We start from the raw sequence: 22,822 nt of genomic DNA, 5'->3' as shown, positions 1-22,822 counted from the left end.
AGCGTTGACAGACGCTCGGCCGGATCTTTATGATGGGAGCCAAGCGTGACGGGGTTCACAGGGAGGCCGAACATGTTGACGATTACGCCAAAGGCGGAAGAGAAGATTCTCGAGCTGATGAAGGAGGAGCAGGACGTCGTCGGGCTGCGCATCTACGTGCGCGGCGGCGGCTGTCATGGCTACCAGTACGGGATGGCTTTCGAGAGCAAGCTGTCCGATGACGATACGGTGCTCGAGAAGGGCGGCGTGAAGGTGATTTTGGACTCGCAGAGTGCGCCGTTGCTGCAGGGGGCTGAGGTGGACTACGTGGACAGCCTGCAGGGGTCGGGCTTCTCGATCAAGAATCCCCAGGCCAAGACGACCTGCGGGTGCGGCAGCTCCTTCAGCGCGTAGCGGAAGCTGTCAGCATCCCCCGTTGTGCTCGGGGAGCAACGGGTCCCCGGCCTTCAGCCGGGCAGGAGGCGAGAGAAGAGGGCCGGGTTGCCTGCAACTCCGGCCCTTCTCGTTTGCCCTTCCCGGCCGGACGCTGATCGCTGAAAGCGCTGCGGCGGCACGAGCGTCTCATGAGCCAGGTCCGGCTGACCAAACGCATCGAGTTCGCGGCGGCCCATCGGTACCATCGCGACGAGTGGGACGACGCCCGGAACCGTGCCACCTTCGGGGCCTGCCATAACGCGCCCGGCCACGGCCACAACTATCTCCTGGAAGTCACGGTAGCGGGGCCAGTGGACCCCGTCCACGGGATGGTGGTGAACCTCTACGATCTGAAGCAGGTGCTCAAGGACGTCCTAGAGGCATTCGATCACAAGCACCTGAACCTCGACACGCCCTACTTTGCACGCGACATCCCCACCAGCGAGAACCTCGCCCACGTCCTGTGGGGCTTGCTCGATGCGCGCCCCGAGATCGGCACGCTAGAGCGGGTCCGGCTGTACGAGGACGAGGATCTGTTCGTGGACGTGACGCGGGGGGACCGGGCGGTCGGAGGCTCGGACGAGAAGCGGGCCGCGGTGACCCGACGGTACGCCTTCGCGGCCGCGCACCGGCTGGCTCTGCCTGGCCTCTCCGAAGCCGAGCAGCGGCGGCGGTTCGGCCGCTGTTTCAGCGCCGACCCGCATGGGCACAACTACGTGCTGGCCGTGACGGTCCACGGCCCGATCGCGCCCGAAACCGGGATGGTGGTAGAGCTCGGCGCCTTGGACCGGCTGGTGCGCGAACGGGTGCTGGCGCGGCTGGACCACCGGGATCTGAATCGGGATCCCGAGTTCGCGGAGCGTCCCCCCACGGGCGCGGGGCTGGTTCGGCTTGTCTGGGGGCTCCTGGAGCGGGCCCTCGCGCCCGGCCGGCTGGCGCGGATCGAGTTGGAGGAGTCCCCGGAGGTCCGGTACGAGTACGCAGGGCCGGCGAGCCGCGAGCCACGTCTCAGCCGCGCAAGAGATAATCGTTGATCAGCGCCGCCAGCTCGTCCGCATCGAGCTTCCCCTCTCGAGTCATCACGAGCGTGCCCTTCGCGAAGAGGTGGGTGGTGGGGTATGTCTCGAACTGGTGCCGTTTTTTGATCTCCCGGCACCGGCCGGGGATGTGCATCTTGGCCTTGCCGATGCGGACCGACGGGAACTTCGCGGCGGTCTGCTCCAGGATCGGATCGTAGAGGGCGCAGGGCTCGCACGAGGCGATCCCGTAGGCGACGACGGCGGCGGGCGCCTGGACGAACTCCTCGTAGTTCGCGTCGCTGACATCCTCGACCGTGCCGGCCACCGCGCCCGTCCCTCCGTGCGGGAGCGACGGGCGGAGGGCCCTCGGCGGAACCCTCCGCCCGCCGCCGCGATTAGTTCAGCTTCTTGAGGGCTTCGAGGATCTCCTTGTCGTCCCGCGCGGTCTTGATCTCCTGGACCTTCACGTAGGCCACCTTGCCGTTCTTGTCCACGATGACGGTCGCGCGCTTCCCGCAGTTCAGCGGCTCGAAGTACAGGCCGTACTTCTTGACGACCTCGCGGTTATAGTCGGACAGCAGCGTGTGCTTGAGTCCCAGCGCGTCGGCCCAGGCCTTGTGGCTGAAGAAGCTGTCGGTGCTGATGCCCAGGACCACGGCGTTCAGGCCCTCGAACTTCGGGAAGTCGTCCGTCAGGCACTTGTTCTCGTTCGTGCAGACCGGGCTCCAGTCGAGCGGATAGAAGGCAAGGACGACGTTCTTCTTCCCGCGAAAGTCGCTGAGCTTGACGTCCTTCTGGTCCTGGTCCTTCAGCGTAAAATCGGGGGCGATGTCCCCCACTTTGATTTCGGGAGCCACGTCTGTCGCCATGTCGAACCTCCTTCGCAGGGTTAGTTAGGAGCCCGTCTGGCCTCAGACGAGAGGTGGTAGCACGCCCCTCGAAAGTTTGTCAATTGCCCAAAAGGCCTAAGCCGGACTCCTCGCATCGTGAGACTCCGCAAGTTTCCAGCCTGTTCCGAGAGTTCAGCCGCCGCTGCCCAGCGGCGTCCATTCGACCGCGCGGAGCTGGAGGGTCCGGCCGGACGGGGCCGCGGTCCGGTAGCCAACGACCCGGACCGTCAAGCCGAGCAGGGAGAGGGACACCGCGGCACCCACCTGAGGCATCTGGCCGAGCCGCGTCAGCTCCTCGGCGATCTCTAGCAGGCGCTCGGCCACCGGGCCGACCGGCAGGCCGGCGGGCCGGAAGGTTTCCAGCTCGTCGAGGCCGAGCTTCGCCAGCCCCTGCGTGTAGATCCACTGGCGACCGGCGTCCTCTCCCTGCTCGACCCCGACATGGTCGCGGAGGCGGAAGTGGTTGAGCGGCCGAGCCTGCCAGTCGGAAGGATTCAGGTAAGCCATGGTGAGGCCGTCGAAGGCCGTGCCCTCGGTCAGCAGGGTCAGCCCGCGCGCCAATCGAGCCGCGTGCAGGGCCAGGTTGGCCGCTTGGGCGGGTAGCAGGGCGGGCCGGAAGACGACTGCGGCGTGCGGATGGCGCCAGCCCAGCGCCGCGCGCCAGCTCTCCGCCTCGGCCGCCGGCACGGGCAGGCGGAGGCTCGTCGTCCACGGACCATGGGTCGCCCGGACCGTTGTCGATCGTGCGTCACCGGTGCCGGCGGTGCGCTGGTCGGCGCTCAGCGTCAGCGGCCCGCCGTAGTTGACGTTGAACCACTGGACGAGGTCGGCCAGGGCGGGCGGCGCGGACGAAAAGCCGATCACGTACTGCGGACGCGCGGCCCGCTCCGGCTTGGGGGGCTTGCGGCGGATCTTCATGATGGTGCCGTCCGGAGGGCAAGGGCCTCCGCCTGCGGCGGTCAGGCCTTGCGGTCCTTGCGTGCCTTGCGGCGCTCCTCGGGGTTGAGCAGGCGTTTCCGGATGCGGATGCGGCTGGGCGTCGCCTCGACCAGCTCATCCGGGCCGATGTACTCGAGGGCGAAGTCCAGGGTCACCTGCCGGGGCGGCGTGAGGGTCAAGGCCTCGTCCGATCCGGAGGCGCGCATGTTCGTGAGGTGTTTCGTCTTGCATACGTTCACGTCGAGGTCCTCGTCCCGGCTGTGCTGGCCGACCACCATCCCCTGGTAGACCTCCTCGCCGGGCCCGATGAACAAGCTGCCCCGCTCCTGGATTATGAAGAGGCCGTAGGCGTTGCTGACCCCATCCTCACAGGCGACGAGCGAGCCGTGCGGGGCGACGAGCGGCGCGCGGTCCTCGACGGGCTCGTACCCTGCGAAGACATGGTGCAGGACGACCGTGCCGCGGGTCTTGGCGACCAGGACGTGCTTGAGCCCGATGACGCCGCGGGTGGGAATCACGTACTCCAGGTGCATGTCGCTGGCCTGCCCCTCGCCGTGCACGAGCTTCATGTGCCGCAGCCGGCCGCGGCGTCGGCCGACCTCTTCGATGACGGCCCCCTGATACTCGGCGGGCACGTCCACGGTCAGCTCCTCGTAGGGTTCGAGGAGGACACCGTGTTCCTCGCGGAGGATGACCTCGGGTTGCGAGACCTGCAGCTCATAGCCCTCCCGGCGCATCTGCTCGATCAGCACGCCCAGGTGCAACTCGCCGCGGCCGGCGACCAGGAACCGGTCGGAACTGTCCGTCTCCTGCACCCGCAGCGAGACGTTGGTCTCCAGCTCCTTGAACAGGCGCTCTCGCAGGTGGCGGGAGGTGAGGAATCGCCCCTCCCGGCCCGCAAAGGGGCTCGTGTTCACCCCGAAGGTCATCTGGACGGTTGGTTCGTCCACGAAGACTGGCGGCAGCGCGGCTGGCCGCGCTGCGTCGGCGATGGTCTCGCCGATGCCGATCTCCGGCAGGCCCGCCACCGCGACGATCTCGCCCGCCTCCGCCCGCTCCACCTCGACCCGCTCCAAGCCCGCGAAGACCGTGAGAGCCGTCACCTTGCCAGGGATAATGTCCCCGGCGCGCGTAATCCGGACGACGCTCTGGCGCTTGGCAATCGCACCAGATTGGATCTTCCCGATGCCCATCCTGCCCTTATAGGGGTCATGGGCGAGCGCGAGCACGAGGATCTGGAGCGGGGCCGCCGCGTTGATGGTCGGGGCGGGGAGGTGCGCGACGATCGTGTCGAGCAGGGGCGCGACGTCGGTCCCGGGCTTGGTGACATCCAGCGTGGCCGTGCCGTTGAGGGCCGAGGTGTAGACCGTCGCGAAATCGAGCTGGTCGTTGGTCGCCCCGAGGTGAACGAACAGGTCGAAGGTCCGGTTCAGCACGTCGTCCGCGACGGCGTCCGGCCGGTCGATCTTGTTGATAACCACGATAGCCCGGTGGCCCAGGGCGAGCGCCTTGCGGAGCACGAAGGTGGTCTGGGGCATCGGGCCCTCCTTGGCGTCCACGAGGAGCAGCACGCCGTCCACCATGCGGAGGGTGCGCTCGACCTCGCCGCCGAAGTCTGCATGGCCCGGGGTGTCCACGAGGTTGATCTTGACGCCTCGGTAGAACACGCTCGCGTTCTTCGCGCGGATCGTGATCCCGCGCTCGCGCTCCTGGTCCATCGAGTCTAGGATGCGCTCGCCCATCTCCTGAATCTTGCGGTGGGCGTGCGTGTAGCGGAGCATCGCGTCCACGAGCGTCGTCTTGCCGTGGTCCACGTGGGCGATGATAGCGATGTTGCGGATGTCAGCGCGGCACCCCGTCGCCGAGCGGGACGCCGGCTCTTCCAGATCCGTGGTCTTGGGATCCATCGGGTCGTGCGCTCCTCCGGACAAAAAAAGACGCCGCGGGATCGCGGCGCCCGGCGGAGTCTAGCAGAAGGCTCTGCCCGAAGACAAGCGCGCGGCGCCGCCCGTGGGGCCTACTGCGACAGCCGGCGAAACTTGAGTTTCGAGGGGGCGCATTGTAAGGTACAACGACGCCTGCCGCGCCCCGGTCCCCGTGGAGCCCTGCACCTATGTCGTCCCATTTCAGAGACCGTCTTCCGGAGCGTCGCCGCCGCGGCCCGCGCCGCTGGGGCCGCCGGCTCGTGCTGGCGGTCGTCCTCCTCCTCATGCTGGTGGGCGGGGCGGCGGCGGGCCTGCTGTGGTACGTCTCGCTCGACCTGCCCCCGCTCGATACCCTCCAGGAATACCAGCCCAGCCTGGTCAGCCGCGTCTATTCCGACGACCGGCAGGTCATCGGGCAGTTCTACGTCGAGCGGCGCATCCTCACGCCGCTAGCCGACATCCCCCAGGACCTGGTCCAGGCTGTGATCGCGGTCGAGGACGCCCGGTTCTTCGAGCATCCGGGGCTCGACGTGATCGGCATCCTCCGCGCCGTCTGGACAAACCTGCGCCACGGCGGCAAGGTCGAGGGCGCGAGCACGATTACGCAACAGCTCGCCCGCTCGCTGTTCCTCTCGCCCGAGCGGACCTACGGGCGGAAGCTGCGCGAACTGATCCTCGCTTACAAGATGGAGCTGATCCTGACCAAGGAGCAGATCCTGGAGATGTACCTGAACCAGATCTACTTCGGTCAGGGGGCCTACGGGGTCGCGGCGGCCGCCCAGACCTACTTCGGCAAGAGCCTTGCCGAGCTGACGCTGCCGGAGTGCGCCTTCCTCGCCGGCCTGCCGAAGTCGCCCAACAACTATTCGCCGTACAAGAACCTAGAGCGGGCCAAGCGGCGTCAAGAGCACGTGCTGGCCCGCATGGAGGACGCCCGCTTCATCACGCCGGAGCAACGCCAGGCGGCCGCGGCCGCGCCGCTCTCCTTCCGGCATCCGGGGTCCGAACAGATCGCGCCCTATTTCATCGAGTACGTCCGGCAGTACCTCGTCGCCAAGTATGGCGAGGCGATGGTGTACAAGGGCGGGCTCGAGGTGTTCACCACGCTGAACGTCCCGATGCAGCAGGCCGCCGAAGCTGCCTTGCGCAGGCACCTCCACCTCCTCGACAAGCGCCAGGGCTGGCGCGGCCCGCTCGGGCGCCAGGACCCCGCGCAGCTCGCGGCCGTGGCGACGCCGGCCTCGGCGCCGGTGCCCGCGCCCAAGCTGGGCGCCCTCCTCCAGGGGGTCGTCACGAAGGTCGCGCGGGACCACGTCCTCGTGCAGGTCGGCCCGATGGTGGGCCGTCTGGCCTTCGACGACATGGCCTGGGCGCGCCGGCGGCTCAAGGGCCGCGATCCGGTCAAGGACGTGACGGTGGTCGCGAACGTGAAGCAGCTCGTCAAGCCGGGGGATGTGATCGAGGTCTCCGTCAAGAAGGTGGAGGGCGACACGGTCCACCTCCAGCTCGACCAGACGCCAGTCGTCGATGGCGGGCTCGTCGCCCTCGATCCCCGCACCGGCGCGATCCGCGCGATGGTCGGCGGGTACGACTTCACGCGAAGCGAATACAATCGCGCCGTGCACGCGCGTCGCCAGCCGGGCTCCGCGTTCAAGCCGATCATCTACGCGACCGCGCTCGCCGAAGGGTTGAGCCCGGCCACGATCGTGGTGGACGCGCCGGTGGTCTACGAGCACGAGGATCCCGAGAAGACCTGGAAGCCGGAGAACTACGAGAAGAAGTTCTTCGGCCCGGTCAGCCTCCGCGAGGCGCTGATCCATTCCCGCAACCTGGCGACGGTGCGGTTGTTGGAGCGCGTGGGGGTGCGCAAAGTCATCGAGTTCGCCCAGACGATCGGGATCACAAGCCCGCTCAACTACGACCTCTCACTCGCCCTGGGCTCCTCCAGCGTCACGTTGCTAGAGCTGACCTCCGCCTACGGGGTCTTTGCGAACCAGGGGCTGCGCCTGGAGCCCTACGCGATCGTGCGGGTGCAGGACGCCGCCGGCGAGGTCCTCGAGCAGACGCTCTTCGAACCCAAGCAGGTGATCGCCAAGGAGACCGCCTACCTGCTCACCGACATGCTCAAGGACGTGATCCAGCGCGGGACTGGCCAGCTCGCCAAGACGATCGAGCGGCCGATCGCGGGCAAGACCGGCACGACCAACGATTACACGGATGCCTGGTTCATCGGCTACACGCCGAACCTGGCGGCAGGCGTCTGGGTGGGCTTCGACGACCTGCGGACGCTCGGGGAGACGGAGTCGGGCGCGCACGCGGCGCTGCCGATCTGGGTCGAATTCATGACCGAGGCGCTGAAGGGGCTACCGGAGATGCCCTTCGAGATCCCGGAGGACATTCTGTTCGTGAAGGTGGATCCCGCGAGCGGCTTGCTTCCTGCGGAGCAGGGCGGGGCCGGCCAGGTGGAGCTGTTCGCCAAGGGCACGGAACCCACGGAGACGGCGCCGCCGCGAATCGCGCCAGCGGACTTCTACCGGCTCGATCAGGAGCTGCCGACTGGCGGGAGCGGGCCGGACGGAGCGGAGGCGCGGTGACGATGGGACGGGAGGTCAGGAACGGGAGTCCCGATATTCCTGGTGCCAGGCCATCTGGATGGCCTCGAGGATCTTCTCGTTCGACTTCTTGGGATCGTCCTTGAACTCCGGCAGCGCGCAGATCCACGCGTGCATGTCGGTGAACCGGACGGTCAGAGGGTCCACATCCGGGTGGGTCTCCAGCAGACGAATCGCGATCTCTTCACTGTCCTGCCATTTCAAGTCCATCGTTGCTCCTCAAGCTGATAGCGAATAGCAAGGAGCTCATAGCTGCGAGCTCGGGAACGGGTCGCTATGAGCCACTCGCCGTTATGGCAGATCCGACAGCTTCCTGTTCTGCAGCGCCTCCTTCAGCGTCGTATCCATCAGCACTTCGGCCAGGTGGTGCGTCGCCTGCTCGAGATCGGCGATCCGGGCCCGAATGGCTTTGTGGTCCTCCTGCGCCCTCGCCGTTTCCAGCGCCGCCGCCGCGGCCTTGATGGCCGCCACTTCCTCGCCCCCGATCAGGTGGCCCCCCTGCCCCAAGGCCTTCTCGGTCGCCCGGAGGATGGCGTCGGCCTCCGTCCGCGCCTCGATGAGCTGGCGCGCCTTCAAGTCCTCCGCGGCGAACTTGAACGAGTCCGTGATCATCCGCTCCACTTCCTCGTCCGTCAGCCCGTAGGACGGCTTCACCGCAATGGACTGGCTCTGGCCGGTCCGGACATCCCGTGCCGTCACGTTCAGGATGCCATTCGCGTCGATCAGGAAGGTCACCTCCACGCGCGGAACCCCGGCCGGGAGCGGGGGCACCTTGAGCTGGAACCGGGCCAGGCTGCGGTTGTCCTTGGCTAGCTCGCGCTCGCCCTGCAGGATGTGGATGTCCACCGAGGTCTGCCCGTCCACGTAGGTCGTGAACATCTCCTTCGCGCTCGCTGGGATCGTCGTGTTACGGCGGATGAGCGTGCTCATGACCCCGCCCATGGTCTCGATCCCCAGGGAGAGCGGGGTCACGTCTAGCAGCAACATGTCCTGCGTGCCGCCGCTCAGGATGTCCGCCTGGACCGCCGCGCCCAAGGCCACCACCTCATCGGGGTTCAGCTCGCTGTGCGGCTGCCTGCCAAACAGCTCTTCCACGCGCCGCCGCACCAGCGGCATGCGCGTCGCGCCGCCGACGAGGACGACCTCATCCACCTGGGCGGGCTGAAGCCCCGCGTCCTTCAGGGCCAGGCGGCAGGGACCGAGCGTCCGCTCGACCAGATCCAGGACCAGCCGCTCCAGTTCGTCGCGGGTCAGGTCGCGCCGGAGCGTGCCCTTGCCCTCCGGCAGTTCGATCGCCACCTGCGTCTTCAGCTCGTCCGAGAGCCGGATTTTCGCCCGTTCGGCCTCCAGCCGAACCGTCTGCATCGTGTCGGGGAAGCGCTCGAGGTCGAGGCCGTGCTGCTCGCGCACCTCCCGGACGAGAAGGTCCGCGATCCGCCGGTCGAAGTCGTCGCCGCCGAGATGGGTGTTTCCGTTGGTCGCGAGCACCTCGAAGATGCCGTCCTTCAGCTTGAGGATAGAGATGTCGAAGGTGCCGCCGCCGAGGTCGTAGACGGCGATGAGGCCCTGCGTGCGCTTCTGGAGCCCGTAGGCGAGCGAAGCGGCCGTCGGCTCGTTGATGATCCGCACCACCTCCAGTCCTGCGATCAGCCCCGCGTCTTTCGTGGCCTGGCGCTGGCTATCGTTGAAGTAGGCCGGCACGGTGATGACGGCCTTGGTGATTTCCTCGCCCAAGTAAGCCTCCGCCCGGCTCTTCAGCTCCTTCAGGATCATGGCGGAGATCTGGGGCGGGGAATAGGCCTTGTCGCCGATCTGGATGCGGATCACCCCGCCCTGCTCGTGGAGCCGGTACGGGAAATACCGCAACTCCTCGGCGACGTCGGCCAGGCCCTTGCCCATGAAACGCTTGACCGAGTAGACGGTGCGGGCGGGGTCGCGCACCAGGTACTCCTTGGCCGCGTCGCCGACGATCAGGCCATTGTCGGTCAGTGCGACCACCGACGGCACCAGGGTCCGGCCGTTCCGGCCCGGGATAACCTTGGGCTGCTGGCCGTCCATGTAAGCGACCAGCGAGTTGGTGGTGCCGAGGTCAATGCCGACGATGCGCGCCATAGCCGATTCGCGTCCTTTCCGCTCAGCCGAGGGTGCTGACCAAGTCGTCCACGATGTTCCGGAGATACGTCCGGTTGGAGAGGAGTTCGCGCATCTCGTGAAGGATGGCGGTCTTCTCCGCCTCGGGGGCCGTCGGCCGGTCCTGGAGCGCATCCCAGGCCGCAAACAGCTCGAACAGGCGGCGCTCCATTTCCTGCTGGCGCCGCTCCAGATCCTCCCGGTCCTTCTGGAGCCGCGCGTGCAGCTCCGTCACTCCCTCGCAAGCCTCGCCGGCGGAGGCGGAGCGGAATTCCTCCAGGTCCTCCTGCAGGGCGAGGATCTGCTCGAAGAGATCGGCGGGCGGCGCCGTCCGGATGTCCTTGCACGCGCCAGCTTCCAGGCTCAGCAGGTATTCCGCCCGCTTGATCGGGTCCTTGAGCGTCCGGTAGGCGGTGTTGAGCAGGGCGGAGTTGCCGAGCGCGATCGCCTGCTCGGTCTCGCTCTTGCCATGGAAGAAATCCGGATGGAAGGTCCGGCTGAGTTGGTAGAACCGGGCCTCCAGCGCAGCCGGGTCAATCATCAGGCGCCGGGGCAGCCCCAGGCAGGTGAAATAGTCCAGCTCCTTGGAGAGCGGCTGGACCTTCACGCACCGCTCACACAGGTATTCCCCGTGGACCTCAGACTGGCAGTGCCAACACATGCTCCGGGCCATCGTCAGCTCGGTGCGGCCCGTAACCGATTTCTGCGTCCGTTCCATGGTGGCGCCTTCCTCGCGTGATCCGCTCAGACCACGGGCCCGGCCCCCTCGGCGCCGGGCCCGTGGTCGCGCGCGAGAACTGGAAAGGGAGATGGCCTAGGGATCAGGCCGAGAACGATTCCCCGCACCCGCAGGTCTTCTGCGCGTTCGGGTTGACGAACTTGAACGCGCCGCCCATCAGGTCCTTGTGGAAATCCAATTGGGTGCCCTGGAGATAAATGGCGCTCTTGGCGTCCACGATGACTTTGATCCCGTCGATCTCGTACACCGTGTCGAACTGCCCGATCTTGTCGTCGAAGTTGATCGTGTAGCTGAGCCCCGAGCAACCACCGCCCTTGACGCCAAGCCGCAGGCCGCCTTCCGTGATGCCCTGGACGTTCATGAGCCGCTTGACTTCCTTCACGGCGCTCTCGCTGAGCGTCACAATCGGGGTGATCGGTGTCGTCTCTGTGCTCATCGCTGCTCCTCTGTTCGTTGGAGCGGTCGCGCGTGACCTCACTCCGCGGCCTTGGCCGCCTGCGCCTGCTCCGCCTTCTTCTTGTAATCGTTGAGGGCTGCCTTGATCGCATCCTCCGCCAGCACCGAGCAGTGGATTTTCACCGGCGGGAGGTTCAGCTCCTGGACGATGTCCGTGTTCTTGATCTTGTAAGCTTCCTCGATCGTCTTACCCTTCAGCCATTCGGTCGCCAGGCTCGAGCTCGCGATGGCCGAGCCGCAGCCGAAGGTCTTGAACTTGGCGTCCACGATCCGGTCGCCCTGGACCTTGATCTGGAGCTTCATCACATCGCCGCACTCCGGCGCGCCGACGATCCCGGTGCCCACGCCCTCTTCGTCCTTCTTGAAGCTGCCCATGTTGCGCGGGTTGTTGAAGTGGTCAACGACTTTCTCGCTGTAAGCCATGGTCCGCTCCTCCTTCACGCCTGCTCGGGACTCAGTGAGTGCACGATTAATGCGCCGCCCATTGGACGGACTTGAGGTCAATGCCTTCCTTCGCCATCTCGTACAGCGGGGACATATCCCGCAGCCTGTTGACCGTCTGGATGATGCGCGTAATGGTGTAGTCAATTTCCTCTTCCGTATTGAACCGGCCGAGGCCGAACCGGATCGAGGAGTGCGCAAGGTCTGACCCCACGCCCAGCGCACGCAGGACGTACGAGGGCTCCAGCGTGGCTGAGGTGCAGGCCGATCCGGAGGACAAGGCGATCTCCTTGACGCCCATCAACAGCGACTCGCCCTCCACATAGGCGAAGGAGAGGTTCAGGTTGTGCGGCAGCCGCTCGGTCGGATGCCCGTTGAGATAGACCTCGTCGAGCGCCTTCAGGATGCCGTCCCTCAGCTTGTCGCGCAGGGCGGCCAGCCGAACGGACTCGGCACCCATCTCCTGCCCGCACAGCTCGCAGGCCTTGCCGAACCCCACGATCAGCGGCACGGGGAGCGTGCCGGACCGCATGCCCCGCTCGTGACCGCCGCCATCAATGATTGGCGCCAGGCGGACCCGCGGCCCTTTCTTCCGGACGTACAGCGCCCCCACCCCTTTGGGTCCGTAAATCTTGTGTGCACTGAACGACATGAGATCAATGCCCATCGCCTGGACGTCCACTGGAATCTTGCCGACCCCCTGGGTCGCGTCGCAGTGGAACAGGACTCCCCGCTCCTTGGCGATCTTGCCGATCTCCTTCACCGGGTGGATGGTCCCGATCTCGTTGTTGGCCAGCATGATCGAGATCAGGATGGTGTGATCCGTGATCGCGTTCTTCACGTCGTCGGGGCTGACCATCCCGTGCTTGTCCACGGGCAGGTACGTGACCTTAATGCCGCGCTTGGTCTCTAGGGCCTTGGCCGTGTCCAACACGGCACGATGCTCGGTCTGGCAGGTGATGATATGATCGCCCTTTTCGCGATACATCTCCACCACGCCCTTGAGCGCCAGATTGTCAGACTCCGTCGCCCCACTGGTAAAAATGAGTTCTTTCGGGTCCGCGTTGATGAGTTTGGCGATCTGTTTGCGCGCGTTCTCGACCGCCTCCTCGGCTTCCCACCCGAAGGCGTGGTTGCGGCTCGCCGCGTTCCCGAACTTCTCGGTGAAATAGGGAAGCATGGCCTCCAGGACGCGTGGGTCCGTGGGGGTTGTGGAATGGTTGTCCAGATAAATCGGAAACTTCATCACTCGACTCCTTGTGCTGCCGTGATGGACTGAACCGTAATCAATGGAGGACCGCCCAGCATATCCTCGATCGTCATGCTGTTCAGCAACTGATGAATGCTGTCCTGGACCCTGAGCAACGGGGTCCTGATGTTGCAGTGCCCGTGCTGGAGACAGGAGGTGCCCTCCTTTTCATGGTAGCAATCCGTAATGGCCAAGGGGCCCTCAATCGCCTCGAGGACCTCCGCGATCGTAATGGTCTTGGCTTCACGGGCGAGGAGATATCCGCCCTTGGGCCCGTTCTGGCTTTCCACGATGCCGTGCCGTGCCAGAGTCTGGAGAACTTTTGCCAGAAGTTCCAGCGGGATGTTATATTCCTCCGCGATTTCCTTGGTGTTCACGATGCGCGGACTCGTCCCGAAGGATGACTGCAAGGACGCCATATACTGCACGGCCATCAGTGCGTAATCCGCCTTCTTGGATAAGCGCAGCACGGGTTGACCCTTCGGAGATTTCCGATTAAAATGGTCGGCGATTAGAACGATCGCCGATCAAAAAAGTCGGACTAACTTTACCATCGGATCCGCCTGATGTCAATCGAAAGATCTATTAATGTTTTCAATGCCTTGTAACTAATTATTCTGGCGTGCACTGGCTTAGTCCCCGTGGTAGAGTCAGGTTGAACTGGTTGGTCCAAAGGAAGGGGTGTTCATGGGCGGTAGCAATCCCTACATCGAGCGGGCCGAGGTGGAACTCCCCACCAAGCCCTATACCATCACGTTCATTGCGCCCGATAAGACTGAAACCAAGGTCCAGGTGGACCCCAGCAAAATCCCCTATGGACCAACGGGCCTTCCCGGGAGCATCCTCGACATCGCCTTGGGGGCGGGAATTGATCTCGAGCATGCCTGCGGCGGGGTCTGCGCCTGCTCAACCTGTCACGTCATCATCCGTCAAGGGCTGCAGTCCTGCAACGAGGGGACCGACGACGAGTTCGATCAGCTCGAGGAGGCCCCAGGAATCACGCTCCAGTCGCGCCTGGGCTGCCAATGCGTTCCCAATGGCACTGCCGATCTGGTCGTCGAGATCCCGCCGGTGAACAAGAATCTGGTGAAGGAAGGACACTGAAAGGCCGTGATGTGTGAAGGGTGACGGAAACAACGGAAGCCGATCCAGGGGGCGCTGGTCCCTTGTCACCAGTCCTGGCTTTTAGTCATAGGTTTCGTGCCGGATGTCCCGCCGATCAATCCCTCGCTCGGCGAAATAGGCCCGCAGCGGCTTGACGAACGCCTTGACCCCGCAGACCAGCGGCAAGACCTCGGCTCCGTCCGCGAGCAGCGCCGTAAGGATATTGCTGACTCTACGGTGGGGCTCCTCCTGCGGCGCGTCCTCCTCGATGAGACGGACGTAGCGGAAGGCTATCTGGCTCAATGCAAGGGTCTGGAACTCGTCGTCGTAGATGAGTTCGCGGTGGCTGGGGACGCTGTAGACCAAGGTCATGGGGCCGAGGCGGCCCTGCGCGACGAGCGCGCGAATCATGCAGCGGACCGGCACAATGCCGGTGTAGCGCGCGACAAACAGCGGCGGCTTCGGGGGCGGGTCGGGGAGGATGAAGTGACCGAACGGCCCCGCCGCCGGGACACGATCCCCTTCTTTCAGCGTGAAGAGATAGCCGGAGCCCAATCCGTTCGGGACTCGATCGAACACCAGGACCAGGCGGCCTGAAGGCGATTCCGGTTCCGCCATGGAATAGGCCCGGACGAGCGGAGGCCGCGGGCCCACGGGCAATCGGAGGGACACCCACTGGCCCGGCTTGAACGGGAGCGGTCGTTCGAGCGGCTGCAGCACGAGCTCGCGAACCGTGGGAGTGAGGTCGCGGACGGCCAGGACCTGTGTGTCTTGGATCGGCTCGCCCATGTGGATGTCCGGTCTCGCCTCACTTCATAGCAGAGACGGGGGAGCGGATGAAAGGGCGGCCGAGCTCGCGTCGGCTGCAGCTTTACAGCGGTCGTGGGGCGTGGTATAGATACGACTCCTACCCGGTCTCCTGTGTTTCCTGACCTTGCGCTTCCCCTGATCAAGGAGAACGGCATCCAGGCATGAGCGACATTCGAGTCCGATTTGCACCCAGCCCGACCGGGTACCTCCACATCGGCGGCGTCCGTACGGCGCTGTTCAACTGGCTCTTCGCACGGCGGGAGAAAGGCACCTTCATCCTCCGCATCGAAGACACGGACCAGGAACGATCCACGGACGAGGCCATCCAGGCGATCCTCGATGGCATGCGGTGGGTCGGCTTGGACTGGGATGAAGGGCCCTACCGGCAGACCGAGCGGATGGATCTCTACCGGCAGCACGCGATGAAGCTCTTCGAAGAGGGCTGGGCCTACTGGTGCGTCTGCACGGCTGAGGATCTGGAGGCCCGGCGCAGGGAAGCGCTGGCCAAAGGCCTGCCGCAGAAGTACGATGGCCGCTGCCGCGCGCGGGGGATTACGAGCCCCGCCGGGGAGGCGGCCCTTCGCTTCAAGGCGCCGCAGGAAGGGCAGACCGTCGTTGAGGACCTCGTCAAGGGCACTGTCGTCTTCGATAACGAGGTGCTGGACGATCTGATCATCCTGCGCTCCAACGGCTATCCCACGTACAACTTCTCGGTGGTCGTGGACGACGCGCTGATGCGAATCACGCACGTCATTCGCGGGGACGATCACCTCACCAACACGCCGAGACAGGTGCCGATCTTCCAGGCGCTCGGCTTTCCGGTTCCCCGCTTCGGCCACCTGCCGATGATCCTTGGCAAGGACAAGACCAGGCTGTCCAAGCGGTATGGGGCGACCTCGATCCTTGCCTATCGCGACGAGGGCTACCTGCCGGAGGCCATGGTGAACTACCTGGCGCGGCTGGGCTGGTCGTACGGCGACCAGGAAATCTTCTCGGTGGCCGAGCTGGTCGAGAAGTTCTCGTTCGAACACGTGCAGAAGTCCTCCGCGGTCTTTGATCCTAAAAAGCTCCTTTGGATGAACGCCCACTACATCAAACAGGGCGATCCCAAGCGGCTCGCTGGGCTTCTGCGGCCGTTTCTGGAGCGGCGTGGGTACGAAGCGGCTGCCCGGGCATCGTCGGACGAGTGGATGGCGAAGCTGGTCTCCGCGTTGCAGGAGCGCGCCAAGACGCTGGACGAAATGGCCGAGGCCGCGGTGCCCTACGTAGCCGACAGTCCGCCCATGGAGCCTGAAGCGGTCGAGCAGTATCTGACGCCGTCCATCATGCCAGTCCTCGCGGCACTGGCGGATCGTTTGGACGGCTTGCCCGAGTTTTCGAAGTCGCTGCTGGAGGAGACCTTCAAGACCCTGATCGAGGAGCGGGGGATGAAGCTGGGCCAGCTTGCGCAGCCGGTCCGGGTCGCCCTCACCGGACGGGCGGCGAGCCCGGGCATCTTTGAGGTGATGGACCTGCTCGGGCGGGAGCGGACCGTGGCCCGGCTGCGCCAGGCGGTGGAGCGGATCGGCACGCCGCGGCCTTGACTCGCCAAGGCCGGTTATATTAGGCTTCACATTCGGTTGGGGGATCGTCTAGTGGTAGGACGTCAGACTCTGGATCTGACTACCTAGGTTCGAATCCTAGTCCCCCAGCCAACCCCTTCCTTTAACGTAGCATCCATCCGTCTGAGGAAGCCACGCAAGGGGTTCATTGCCCCTGGTTATAGGAACCTCCCTCCTCATCAGGTCTCGGCAGATGCCTGATCGGGACTTCGTCTAAGTTCTTCCAGCCTGAGACCACGCCGTTTTCGAAGTACACCCGGTACTGAGCCGTCTGGCAAGGATCCGGTCCTCCGGGGGGGTACAGCCACACCTCCACCGGTCGGCCCTTATGCGTAATCGTCTTCTTGCACATCGGCTCGCCCCGCGCCAGCCACACCTGCTCCTGGGTCATCCCGTGCATCACATAGCCGCGGGCGATGGCGTGCCGCACGTTGGGCGGGAAGGCGGCAAACTTCTCGGCCATCACCCGGTCGTGCTCGGTTTCGCAACTCGTCAAAAGCAGGCCGCCGAGCAGCACCCACGGCCATGCGACTCTCTTCACTGGGCACTCCAGTGATATCGTTTGTATCGGCACGTCGTTCACGACCCAGGCGCGCCGCGCGCGGCAGGAGCATAGCACAGACGGCTGGGAATGTCCCACGGCGATTGCAATGTCCGGGAGGCTTATGGTAGGGTGCTGCCTCTTGCCGCAGTCGCCGGAGCCGGCCCGTCGCCGGACTCCCGGAGACGCCGACAACACAGCTTTCCGTGATGCAACGACCGGGTGGTCCCATCGTCTAGCCTGGCCTAGGACGGGGCCCTCTCAAGGCCCAAACACGGGTTCGAATCCCGTTGGGACCACCAATCGTCAGTTCGCCGCCTGGCGGCCACGAGCCGCCAGGGGTTTTCGTAGGTGAGCTGCACGGTTCGGCCCGCCAGCCGAAGGTTCGAGCCAATCCGGATCGTCCACTCCTTGAGCGAGTCCAGATTGTCCGCGGAAGCCACGGCATGGGCCTGGTGAGCCGCGCGGACGAACCGCGCCAGCGGTTCGAGCCAATGATTCCCCTGCCGCTTAACCGCCGCGAGCCGCGCTGCAAGAGCCGATTTTTCCAGCAAGAGCTTTTCTTTTCGTCCCGCGTACTCTTCCCGTGAGATCAGCCCGTCCAGGTGCGCGTCGAGTAGACGCTCCAACTTAGCGTCCAGCGCGGCGAGCGTGTCTTTCAGCGGTTGAGCGGCAGCGCCCGACGCCTGGGCTTCTGTGTGCTTCCACTCCTCGATCTGCGTGAGCATCTGCTCCGCCCAGGCGTCGGGCAGGGAAGCGGTTTGAACGGCCAGCCGAAGCTGAGCGGCAAGGGCCTCCTCGCGCACGTAGGGTTGCGAGCACGGCCCCTTCTTCTTGGAGCAGCGGTAGTAGTGGTGGCCCTTCTGCCGCTCAGCGGTGATGGCGCCGCCGCATTCCCCACAGCGAAGCAGGCCGATGAACGGGAACAGGTGCGTGCGCTTTTCGTGCGCCTTGCCACGCCGCGCCATCACCTGCTGGACCCGTTCAAACACCTCCCGGGGAATCAGTGGCTCATGGGAGCCCTCGTACAGCTCACCGTTGTACTTGAAGAGGCCAACGTAGAACGGGTTCATGAGGAGCCGTTTCACGCTCGCGAGCACCGGGGGCTTCCCCGCGCGGCTCACCAGGCCCGACGACACGACAAGGGCTCTGATCTGTTGGAGCGTGTAGCGGCCTGAGGCGTAGGCCTCGAACATCTGGCGGGCGAGCGGCGCGGTGGCCGGGTCCACGACAATCGTGCGGAGCCGGGGCTCATTCAGATAGCCGACCGGCGGCTTGCCGGGGAACTCGCCCCGGCGGAGCTTCTGGCGAAGCCCTCGCCAGATGTTCTCGATGAGATTGTCCACGTAGTACTTCGACTGCCCAAACGCGATCGTCAGCATGAACTTCCCCTGCGGCGTGTTCTCAAACCAGAACGTCGGGAACTTGAGCGACGAGAGTGTGCCCGTATCTAACAGATACACGATCCGCCCACCGTCCACCGAGTTCCGGGCCAAGCGGTCCGGGTGCCACGCGAGGAGGCCCGTGGGGCCTTCGCGCTCGGCCAGTTCGATCATCCGGTTGAAGATGGGACGGCCCGGCACCTTGGCCGACATGGATTCGGTGAACTCCTGGACAATCGTGAGCCGCTCCTTCTGGGCAAACTCGCGGAGCTCCGTGAGCTGGCTCTCAATGGACAGGATCTGCCGGTCGTCCTCGTCGGTGGACTTCCGGGCATAGAGGAAGTATTTCGGCGGGTTCATAGCGGCTTCACCTCCTCAATCGCGTTTGGGCAGTGCTCAGCCCGCAATATTCATGGCGGTTCGTGGCGAAATCGCGCAGTCGCGTTGCGAGACGGGCGCGTGGAGCTGCGAAGGACTGAAGCGTACTTGAAACAGTACGTCGAGGGACTGAGCGGCGAGCCCGCCCGCCTGCACGCCGTGCAAGGCGCGTGCAGGCTTGTCGTAGCAGCGAATCCACGATTGCAGCAGAAGCGTTCATGGATAATGCGGGCGTAGTCGCGTCGTGAATCTGGATTCGCTCAACGGAGTGGGCTCCGGATTGGCTGATGGCTGTTGCGAAGCAACGGCCTCCTTCGGCTGGCGGGCCGAACCGTGCGGCTCGATTATGAAAACGCCTGGCGGCTCGTGGCCGCCAGGCGGCGAACTGACGATTGGTGGACCCTCTTGCAGCGCGTTCGAACCTTCTTCGAGTCTCAAGGTCCCTGATCCTCGCACTCCCACCGCTTGAGCGCCTGTCACGCCCCTTGCGTCCCCCCAATTGTGAATTGGACGTGAGGTAGCAAGGGGGCGTGCCAGGCGCGCTCTGCCCCTGCCTGCGGCAGGCAGGTCGGTCACTCGCCTTGCACAGGCTCTGAGGGTCTCTGTCCTCGGGCTCCAGCCGTGAAGCGTCTTCCGCTCCCTGCGGGTAGAGCCCCTCTGGAGCCGCAAGGCTCGTGCCCTCGGCTTCCGGGTCGCACAGAACTTTTCGGACCCTGAACCCACGCCAGCGAGCGCCGCCCATGCTTCCGCCTCTCGTCTTGAAATTCCGGTGTCGGCGCGCGCAGGCAGGCGCCTGCCTGTCGGCAGACAGGGAAACCGTGAGTCTGTCGACCAGTTGAGCCCCGAGCACGCCGACAGCAGCGGTTTAAGAGCCAGAAATGACTCCTGTATAAATTTCTCCTCATTCTCAGCTTAAGGAGGGTGTGGTATGGCTTGCCATTCCAAATGGTCTCATTGCGTGTCAGCCCTGTATCTCAAACGTCAGCCCCAACTGCCGCGCGGCCTCCTTCATCGCCTTGAGCGCGGGGTCGTTCTCGCTCAAGGGCCGGTCTTCGGGCAGAACCATCTCGAACTGCACGCCAAGACCGAGCCTCTTCAGGTTCATCCGCGCAGCAGGTCCCACGAAGCAGCGGAAGAGGTCGCCCCAGTTCTCGACCGGAACGTCGCCGCGGACGACGAACCGGCGAACCGTGCCTTTGACCCCAGGCTTCGCCGCGACGGCGGTTCCCGAGGTTTCCCCGGTAGTCACGCCGGGGCCTGTTCCGCCTCCGACCCTCGATTCTCCTCCACCGACACCGGCTCCAGCAGTCTCTTGGCCCCCCGGAACCTTCGCCGGCTCCGGCGTGAACGGCGGAATGATCCACACGCCTTCCTCGCTCGGATCGAGGGACACCGACTGCTTGCAGTACCGGGTCTGCAGTGTCGAGAGGCTTCCGCCTCGACCAACGCCTACCAGGCCGTCAGCGCAGGCTTGGGCGAGTCCTGCGGTCACCGCCTCCTTGGCCGCGACCATGGGCTTGTCCGTGAACCGCAGGAAGGCCTCGACGGCATCCTTCAGGCGCAGTCCGCCTTCCTTCGGGATCAAGCCCGTGCTCTCGAGCGTCACCGAGCCGACGCGCCGAAGAATCCACTCCTCGTCCTCGACGAGCGTCGTCCACACGTAACCGAGGTGTTCCTGGAAGGTCCGGCGCGCGTCCGAGAGCGCGCACGGCTCGACCTCTTGCCCGCGCATCCGAAGGGCAACGGTGTAGGCGGGGCCCAGCGCCTCCAGAGCGGCTTTGCGCGCCGCGTCCAGGCGCTTCTTGAGATCCTCCTGCTGCTCCTCGTCGAGCTGATCCCAGTAGTCCGCGCGCACGCCCTCCAGAGCCGCCCGCTCCCGGTGTGCCTGCCGCAGTTTGCTCAAACCCCGAGCGGTTCCCACCAGGAAGAGCAGCGTGTTGCGGTAGAGGCGGTCCTTTCCACCGCACCGCGTGCTGATCGCCTTTACACGCTCCTGGATCGCGTCCTTCGCCCCGCCGTTCTCGTCCCAAGCGAGTGCCGGTGGAAGGACCAGCAAGGTGAGCGACTTCTGCTCCGGCAGGTCCTCCGCGGGGTTGACGATCACGCGCCACGTCGCACCGGCGAGCGCGCCCTTCTGCGATTCGGTCCGGAGGTCCTCGAGGATCGCCTCGTCAAAGTTCTCCTTCGCCATCTGCTGGCGGTACTGGACGACGAGCTTGTTGAGCGTGGGCTTCGTTCCGAACCAGTAGCGCTTACCGAGGCTCCCGGCCGTCGTCGCGTGGAGGTAGAAGCAGCGGTTCTCCAGTTCTAACAAAGCCCCGTCTACGTAGTTCCAGTTCAGGCCATGCCGGGAGCACGCGAGCTTCAGGTCCTTCGAGCTGAACCCGCTCCGGCCGCCTTGGCCGCCGAACGAGCCGAGAAGGATGGCGGACGCCAGCCCCTGCCCGATGGCCTCGCTCCGGTAGTCGCCGCCGCGCTCCTCGTCGAAGGCGCCGGCGTTGGACCGGTCACCGATCACGTCGGCGGCGGCAACTGACTGGTACGGGGGCCCCCAGAGTCGCGTCAAAGCAGCCTGCAGGGCATCGACGGACCATCGGATGTGGCACGGCTGGATCAGGTGCTGGATCTCGGTGTTCCCCTGTCGGCGCTTCCAGAGGTCGCCCACGATGCTGGCGAGTAGCCGCAGCACGCCCCGTGTCCGCTGGAAATCCGGGTGGCTGCCCCATCGGGTGTAGAGGGCGTCGATGAGGAGCGGATGGAAGGGATAGGCACGCTCGATTTGCTCGCGGTAGGTGTTCTTCGCGGCCTCCGACGGCACCTCGCCCGCGTGGGCCGCGTACATCGCCTGATAGACCTGCGCGACCTTCTTGGGATAGTCGGGGTCGCTGTCCGGTGCGATGGACTCGAACAGGCGGGCCCGCACGACCTCGTAGATCTCCTCGTCCGCGACCGGCTTCACATCGGCCCCAAGGCGCTGGAAGCGCTTTTCCAGCGTGACGAACGCCTCCTGCCCCTTCTCGCTCTGGGCGACCTCGTACTTGCTCGCCGGGAGCGTGGCGACCACCACCGCGCCCGGGACCTGCTGCACGGACTCGGTCAACTGCTGAATGAAGGAGACGGTCTGATCGGCGAGGCTCGTATCGCCGACCGGCACCGCCGCCGCGCCGACGCAGTAGTCGGCCAGCTCGTCCAGAAGAATCAGACACGGCGATGCGGCTTGCAGAATCTCGAAGAAGATCCCCTGCGGCACCCGCTGGCTCTCGTCGTTCGCCCGCACGCGCTCGTAGAGGGCCTTCCCACCGAGTTGGTAGGCCAACTCACCCCACAGCGTGCGCAGGTGAACGCCGCCTCCGACCTGGCGGCCCTGGGTCGCGTCGCAAGTCTGGTTCGTGAAGACCGCGACGCCTTTCACCTTCTCCGGCAGTCGCCCGCCGACGGCCTTCCGAAGTCCCTCCGCGTGAGGCGACCCCTTCAACCGATCCGCGTGCTTCGCCAGGTGCCACAGGGCCACGAGCGTGTGCGTCTTGCCGCCGCCGAAGGCGGTCTGCAGACTGATGATACGGTCCCCGCTCTCGCCGCCGCGTCGGAGCGCGCCCGCGACCCGGCTCAGCACCGTGGACAGTCCGCTCGTCAGGTAGGTCTTGCGGAAGAACTCCTCGGGGTCGAGGTAGACCTCGGGCGCCGTACCCTGGACCACGGCCCAGACATTCGCGGCGAAGACGGCCTCGGCGAGACGTCCCTCGCGGATGTCCTCGTGAGGGGTCGCAACGGCGTACCAGGGTTTCAACGCTTCGCTCATTTTCGATCTCCGATTTCCGATCGCCGATTGTCTTTGGCCGTTCTCTTCGATGCGACCATGATCGCAACCAGCTCGTCCGCTTCTTGTAGGAGCGGCGTCACCCGGTCCTTCGGCATGAGGCCGCCTTCGATGATCAACTCGAGCCAATAACTGCTTTCATCCGCTTCCTCTTCGACGATACCCAGCTTGGCTATGAACTCGGCCTTGGATCGACCTCGACAGGCTGCTCGATAGTTCGCTCCAACGGCCGTTCCTGAGCGAACAAGCTGACTCCCAATTGCTCGACCCACGTTGTTGTTAGGCAATGCGGCAACCAACTTCATGATGCCCAGTCCGAACTGCTTTGTCCTTTGCCGAAGTTCATCAGTATTCATGCATTCTTCCCGTCAATTC

At 65.2% G+C, this 22,822-nt stretch carries 20 protein-coding genes, 2 tRNA genes and 1 pseudogene; 7 read left to right on the top strand and 16 right to left on the bottom strand.

Annotation, left to right across the window (positions count from 1 at the left end; translation table 11 throughout):
- The first annotated feature begins 72 nt into the window (after nucleotides 1-72).
- Complete coding sequence (erpA, locus tag ACWHYQ_RS04760; protein ID WP_447974593.1) at nucleotides 73-393, top strand: iron-sulfur cluster insertion protein ErpA; 321 nt, start codon at nucleotides 73-75, stop codon at nucleotides 391-393.
- Nucleotides 394-563: 170 nt separating this feature from the next.
- Nucleotides 564-1,448, top strand: coding sequence for a 6-carboxytetrahydropterin synthase (locus ACWHYQ_RS04755; protein WP_447974592.1), 885 nt, complete (start codon nucleotides 564-566; stop codon nucleotides 1,446-1,448).
- Here ACWHYQ_RS04755 and ACWHYQ_RS04750 read toward each other — a convergent pair.
- The 4 genes from ACWHYQ_RS04750 to typA all read right to left on the bottom strand — a co-directional run bounded on the left by ACWHYQ_RS04750 (nucleotide 1,423) and on the right by typA (nucleotide 5,169).
- Nucleotides 1,423-1,758, bottom strand: a complete 336-nt coding sequence (locus ACWHYQ_RS04750; protein ID WP_447974591.1) for a thioredoxin family protein — start codon at nucleotides 1,756-1,758, stop codon at nucleotides 1,423-1,425. The genes ACWHYQ_RS04755 and ACWHYQ_RS04750 overlap by 26 nt on opposite strands.
- Nucleotides 1,759-1,828: 70 nt before the next feature.
- Nucleotides 1,829-2,302, bottom strand: a complete 474-nt coding sequence (locus ACWHYQ_RS04745; RefSeq protein WP_447974590.1) for a peroxiredoxin — start codon at nucleotides 2,300-2,302, stop codon at nucleotides 1,829-1,831.
- A gap of 153 nt (nucleotides 2,303-2,455) precedes the next feature.
- Nucleotides 2,456-3,241: a hypothetical protein gene (locus tag ACWHYQ_RS04740; protein WP_447974589.1), complete on the bottom strand. Its 786-nt coding sequence runs from the start codon at nucleotides 3,239-3,241 to the stop codon at nucleotides 2,456-2,458.
- Between the two features lie 41 nt (nucleotides 3,242-3,282).
- Entirely contained in the window at nucleotides 3,283-5,169 is a 1,887-nt protein-coding gene (gene typA / locus ACWHYQ_RS04735; protein WP_447974588.1) for a translational GTPase TypA, read from the bottom strand.
- A 206-nt stretch (nucleotides 5,170-5,375) separates the two neighbouring features.
- Here typA and ACWHYQ_RS04730 point away from each other — a divergent pair, with 206 nt between their 5' ends.
- Nucleotides 5,376-7,781 carry a penicillin-binding protein 1A gene (locus ACWHYQ_RS04730; protein WP_447974587.1) on the top strand — a complete coding sequence of 802 codons (2,406 nt, stop codon included), beginning with the start codon at nucleotides 5,376-5,378 and terminating at the stop codon, nucleotides 7,779-7,781.
- A gap of 15 nt (nucleotides 7,782-7,796) precedes the next feature.
- Here the strand turns inward: ACWHYQ_RS04730 and iscX are convergent, their stop codons facing one another.
- From iscX to ACWHYQ_RS04695, 7 genes are all read right to left on the bottom strand, one after another.
- On the bottom strand, nucleotides 7,797-8,009 hold the full coding sequence (iscX, locus tag ACWHYQ_RS04725) for a Fe-S cluster assembly protein IscX (protein ID WP_447974586.1): 213 nt from the start codon (nucleotides 8,007-8,009) through the stop codon (nucleotides 7,797-7,799).
- A gap of 81 nt (nucleotides 8,010-8,090) precedes the next feature.
- On the bottom strand, nucleotides 8,091-9,911 hold the full coding sequence (gene dnaK, locus ACWHYQ_RS04720; protein WP_447974585.1) for a molecular chaperone DnaK: 1,821 nt from the start codon (nucleotides 9,909-9,911) through the stop codon (nucleotides 8,091-8,093).
- A gap of 22 nt (nucleotides 9,912-9,933) precedes the next feature.
- Entirely contained in the window at nucleotides 9,934-10,647 is a 714-nt protein-coding gene (gene hscB, locus ACWHYQ_RS04715; protein WP_447974584.1) for a Fe-S protein assembly co-chaperone HscB, read from the bottom strand.
- A gap of 103 nt (nucleotides 10,648-10,750) precedes the next feature.
- Nucleotides 10,751-11,104 carry a HesB/IscA family protein gene (locus ACWHYQ_RS04710; protein WP_447974583.1) on the bottom strand — a complete coding sequence of 118 codons (354 nt, stop codon included), beginning with the start codon at nucleotides 11,102-11,104 and terminating at the stop codon, nucleotides 10,751-10,753.
- A 38-nt stretch (nucleotides 11,105-11,142) separates the two neighbouring features.
- Nucleotides 11,143-11,547, bottom strand: coding sequence for a Fe-S cluster assembly scaffold IscU (iscU, locus tag ACWHYQ_RS04705; RefSeq protein WP_447974582.1), 405 nt, complete (start codon nucleotides 11,545-11,547; stop codon nucleotides 11,143-11,145).
- 46 nt (nucleotides 11,548-11,593) lie between these two features.
- Nucleotides 11,594-12,811: an IscS subfamily cysteine desulfurase gene (locus ACWHYQ_RS04700; protein WP_447974581.1), complete on the bottom strand. Its 1,218-nt coding sequence runs from the start codon at nucleotides 12,809-12,811 to the stop codon at nucleotides 11,594-11,596.
- Nucleotides 12,811-13,284 carry an RrF2 family transcriptional regulator gene (locus ACWHYQ_RS04695; protein WP_447974580.1) on the bottom strand — a complete coding sequence of 158 codons (474 nt, stop codon included), beginning with the start codon at nucleotides 13,282-13,284 and terminating at the stop codon, nucleotides 12,811-12,813. The genes ACWHYQ_RS04700 and ACWHYQ_RS04695 overlap by 1 nt, the downstream gene beginning before the upstream one ends.
- A gap of 217 nt (nucleotides 13,285-13,501) precedes the next feature.
- Between ACWHYQ_RS04695 and ACWHYQ_RS04690 the strand changes: the two genes are divergently transcribed.
- Nucleotides 13,502-13,918, top strand: a complete 417-nt coding sequence (locus ACWHYQ_RS04690) for a 2Fe-2S iron-sulfur cluster-binding protein (protein WP_447974579.1) — start codon at nucleotides 13,502-13,504, stop codon at nucleotides 13,916-13,918.
- Between the two features lie 81 nt (nucleotides 13,919-13,999).
- Here ACWHYQ_RS04690 and ACWHYQ_RS04685 read toward each other — a convergent pair whose 3' ends face one another.
- Nucleotides 14,000-14,707, bottom strand: a complete 708-nt coding sequence (locus ACWHYQ_RS04685) for a ferredoxin--NADP reductase (protein ID WP_447974578.1) — start codon at nucleotides 14,705-14,707, stop codon at nucleotides 14,000-14,002.
- 182 nt (nucleotides 14,708-14,889) lie between these two features.
- Here ACWHYQ_RS04685 and gltX point away from each other — a divergent pair, with 182 nt between their 5' ends.
- Both gltX and ACWHYQ_RS04675 read left to right on the top strand, forming a co-directional pair.
- A complete protein-coding gene (gene gltX, locus ACWHYQ_RS04680) occupies nucleotides 14,890-16,311 on the top strand; it encodes a glutamate--tRNA ligase (protein ID WP_447974577.1) in 1,422 nt (473 codons plus the stop codon).
- Nucleotides 16,312-16,348: 37 nt separating this feature from the next.
- Nucleotides 16,349-16,422 (top strand) — tRNA-Gln (locus tag ACWHYQ_RS04675).
- Between the two features lie 52 nt (nucleotides 16,423-16,474).
- Here the strand turns inward: ACWHYQ_RS04675 and ACWHYQ_RS04670 are convergent.
- Nucleotides 16,475-16,870 (bottom strand): hypothetical protein, encoded by a 396-nt coding sequence (locus ACWHYQ_RS04670; protein ID WP_447974576.1) that lies wholly within the window; start codon nucleotides 16,868-16,870, stop codon nucleotides 16,475-16,477.
- A 224-nt stretch (nucleotides 16,871-17,094) separates the two neighbouring features.
- Between ACWHYQ_RS04670 and ACWHYQ_RS04665 the strand changes: the two genes are divergently transcribed.
- A tRNA-Glu gene (locus ACWHYQ_RS04665) sits at nucleotides 17,095-17,172 on the top strand.
- 495 nt (nucleotides 17,173-17,667) lie between these two features.
- Here the strand turns inward: ACWHYQ_RS04665 and ACWHYQ_RS04660 are convergent.
- The 3 genes and pseudogenes from ACWHYQ_RS04660 to ACWHYQ_RS04650 form a co-directional block, all read right to left on the bottom strand.
- Nucleotides 17,668-18,612, bottom strand: a pseudogene (locus tag ACWHYQ_RS04660) (recombinase family protein); the annotation flags it as partial.
- Between the two features lie 979 nt (nucleotides 18,613-19,591).
- On the bottom strand, nucleotides 19,592-22,429 hold the full coding sequence (locus ACWHYQ_RS04655; RefSeq protein ID WP_447974575.1) for an ATP-binding protein: 2,838 nt from the start codon (nucleotides 22,427-22,429) through the stop codon (nucleotides 19,592-19,594).
- Nucleotides 22,426-22,803: a four helix bundle protein gene (locus ACWHYQ_RS04650; RefSeq protein ID WP_447974574.1), complete on the bottom strand. Its 378-nt coding sequence runs from the start codon at nucleotides 22,801-22,803 to the stop codon at nucleotides 22,426-22,428. Before ACWHYQ_RS04650 ends, ACWHYQ_RS04655 begins: the two co-directional genes overlap by 4 nt.
- Nucleotides 22,804-22,822: the final 19 nt, after the last annotated feature.

It is taken from the genome of Nitrospira sp. Kam-Ns4a, assembly GCF_965152595.1.
Note: the sequence above shows the minus strand (reverse complement) of the source record. Positions and strands in the feature narration are given on the sequence as shown.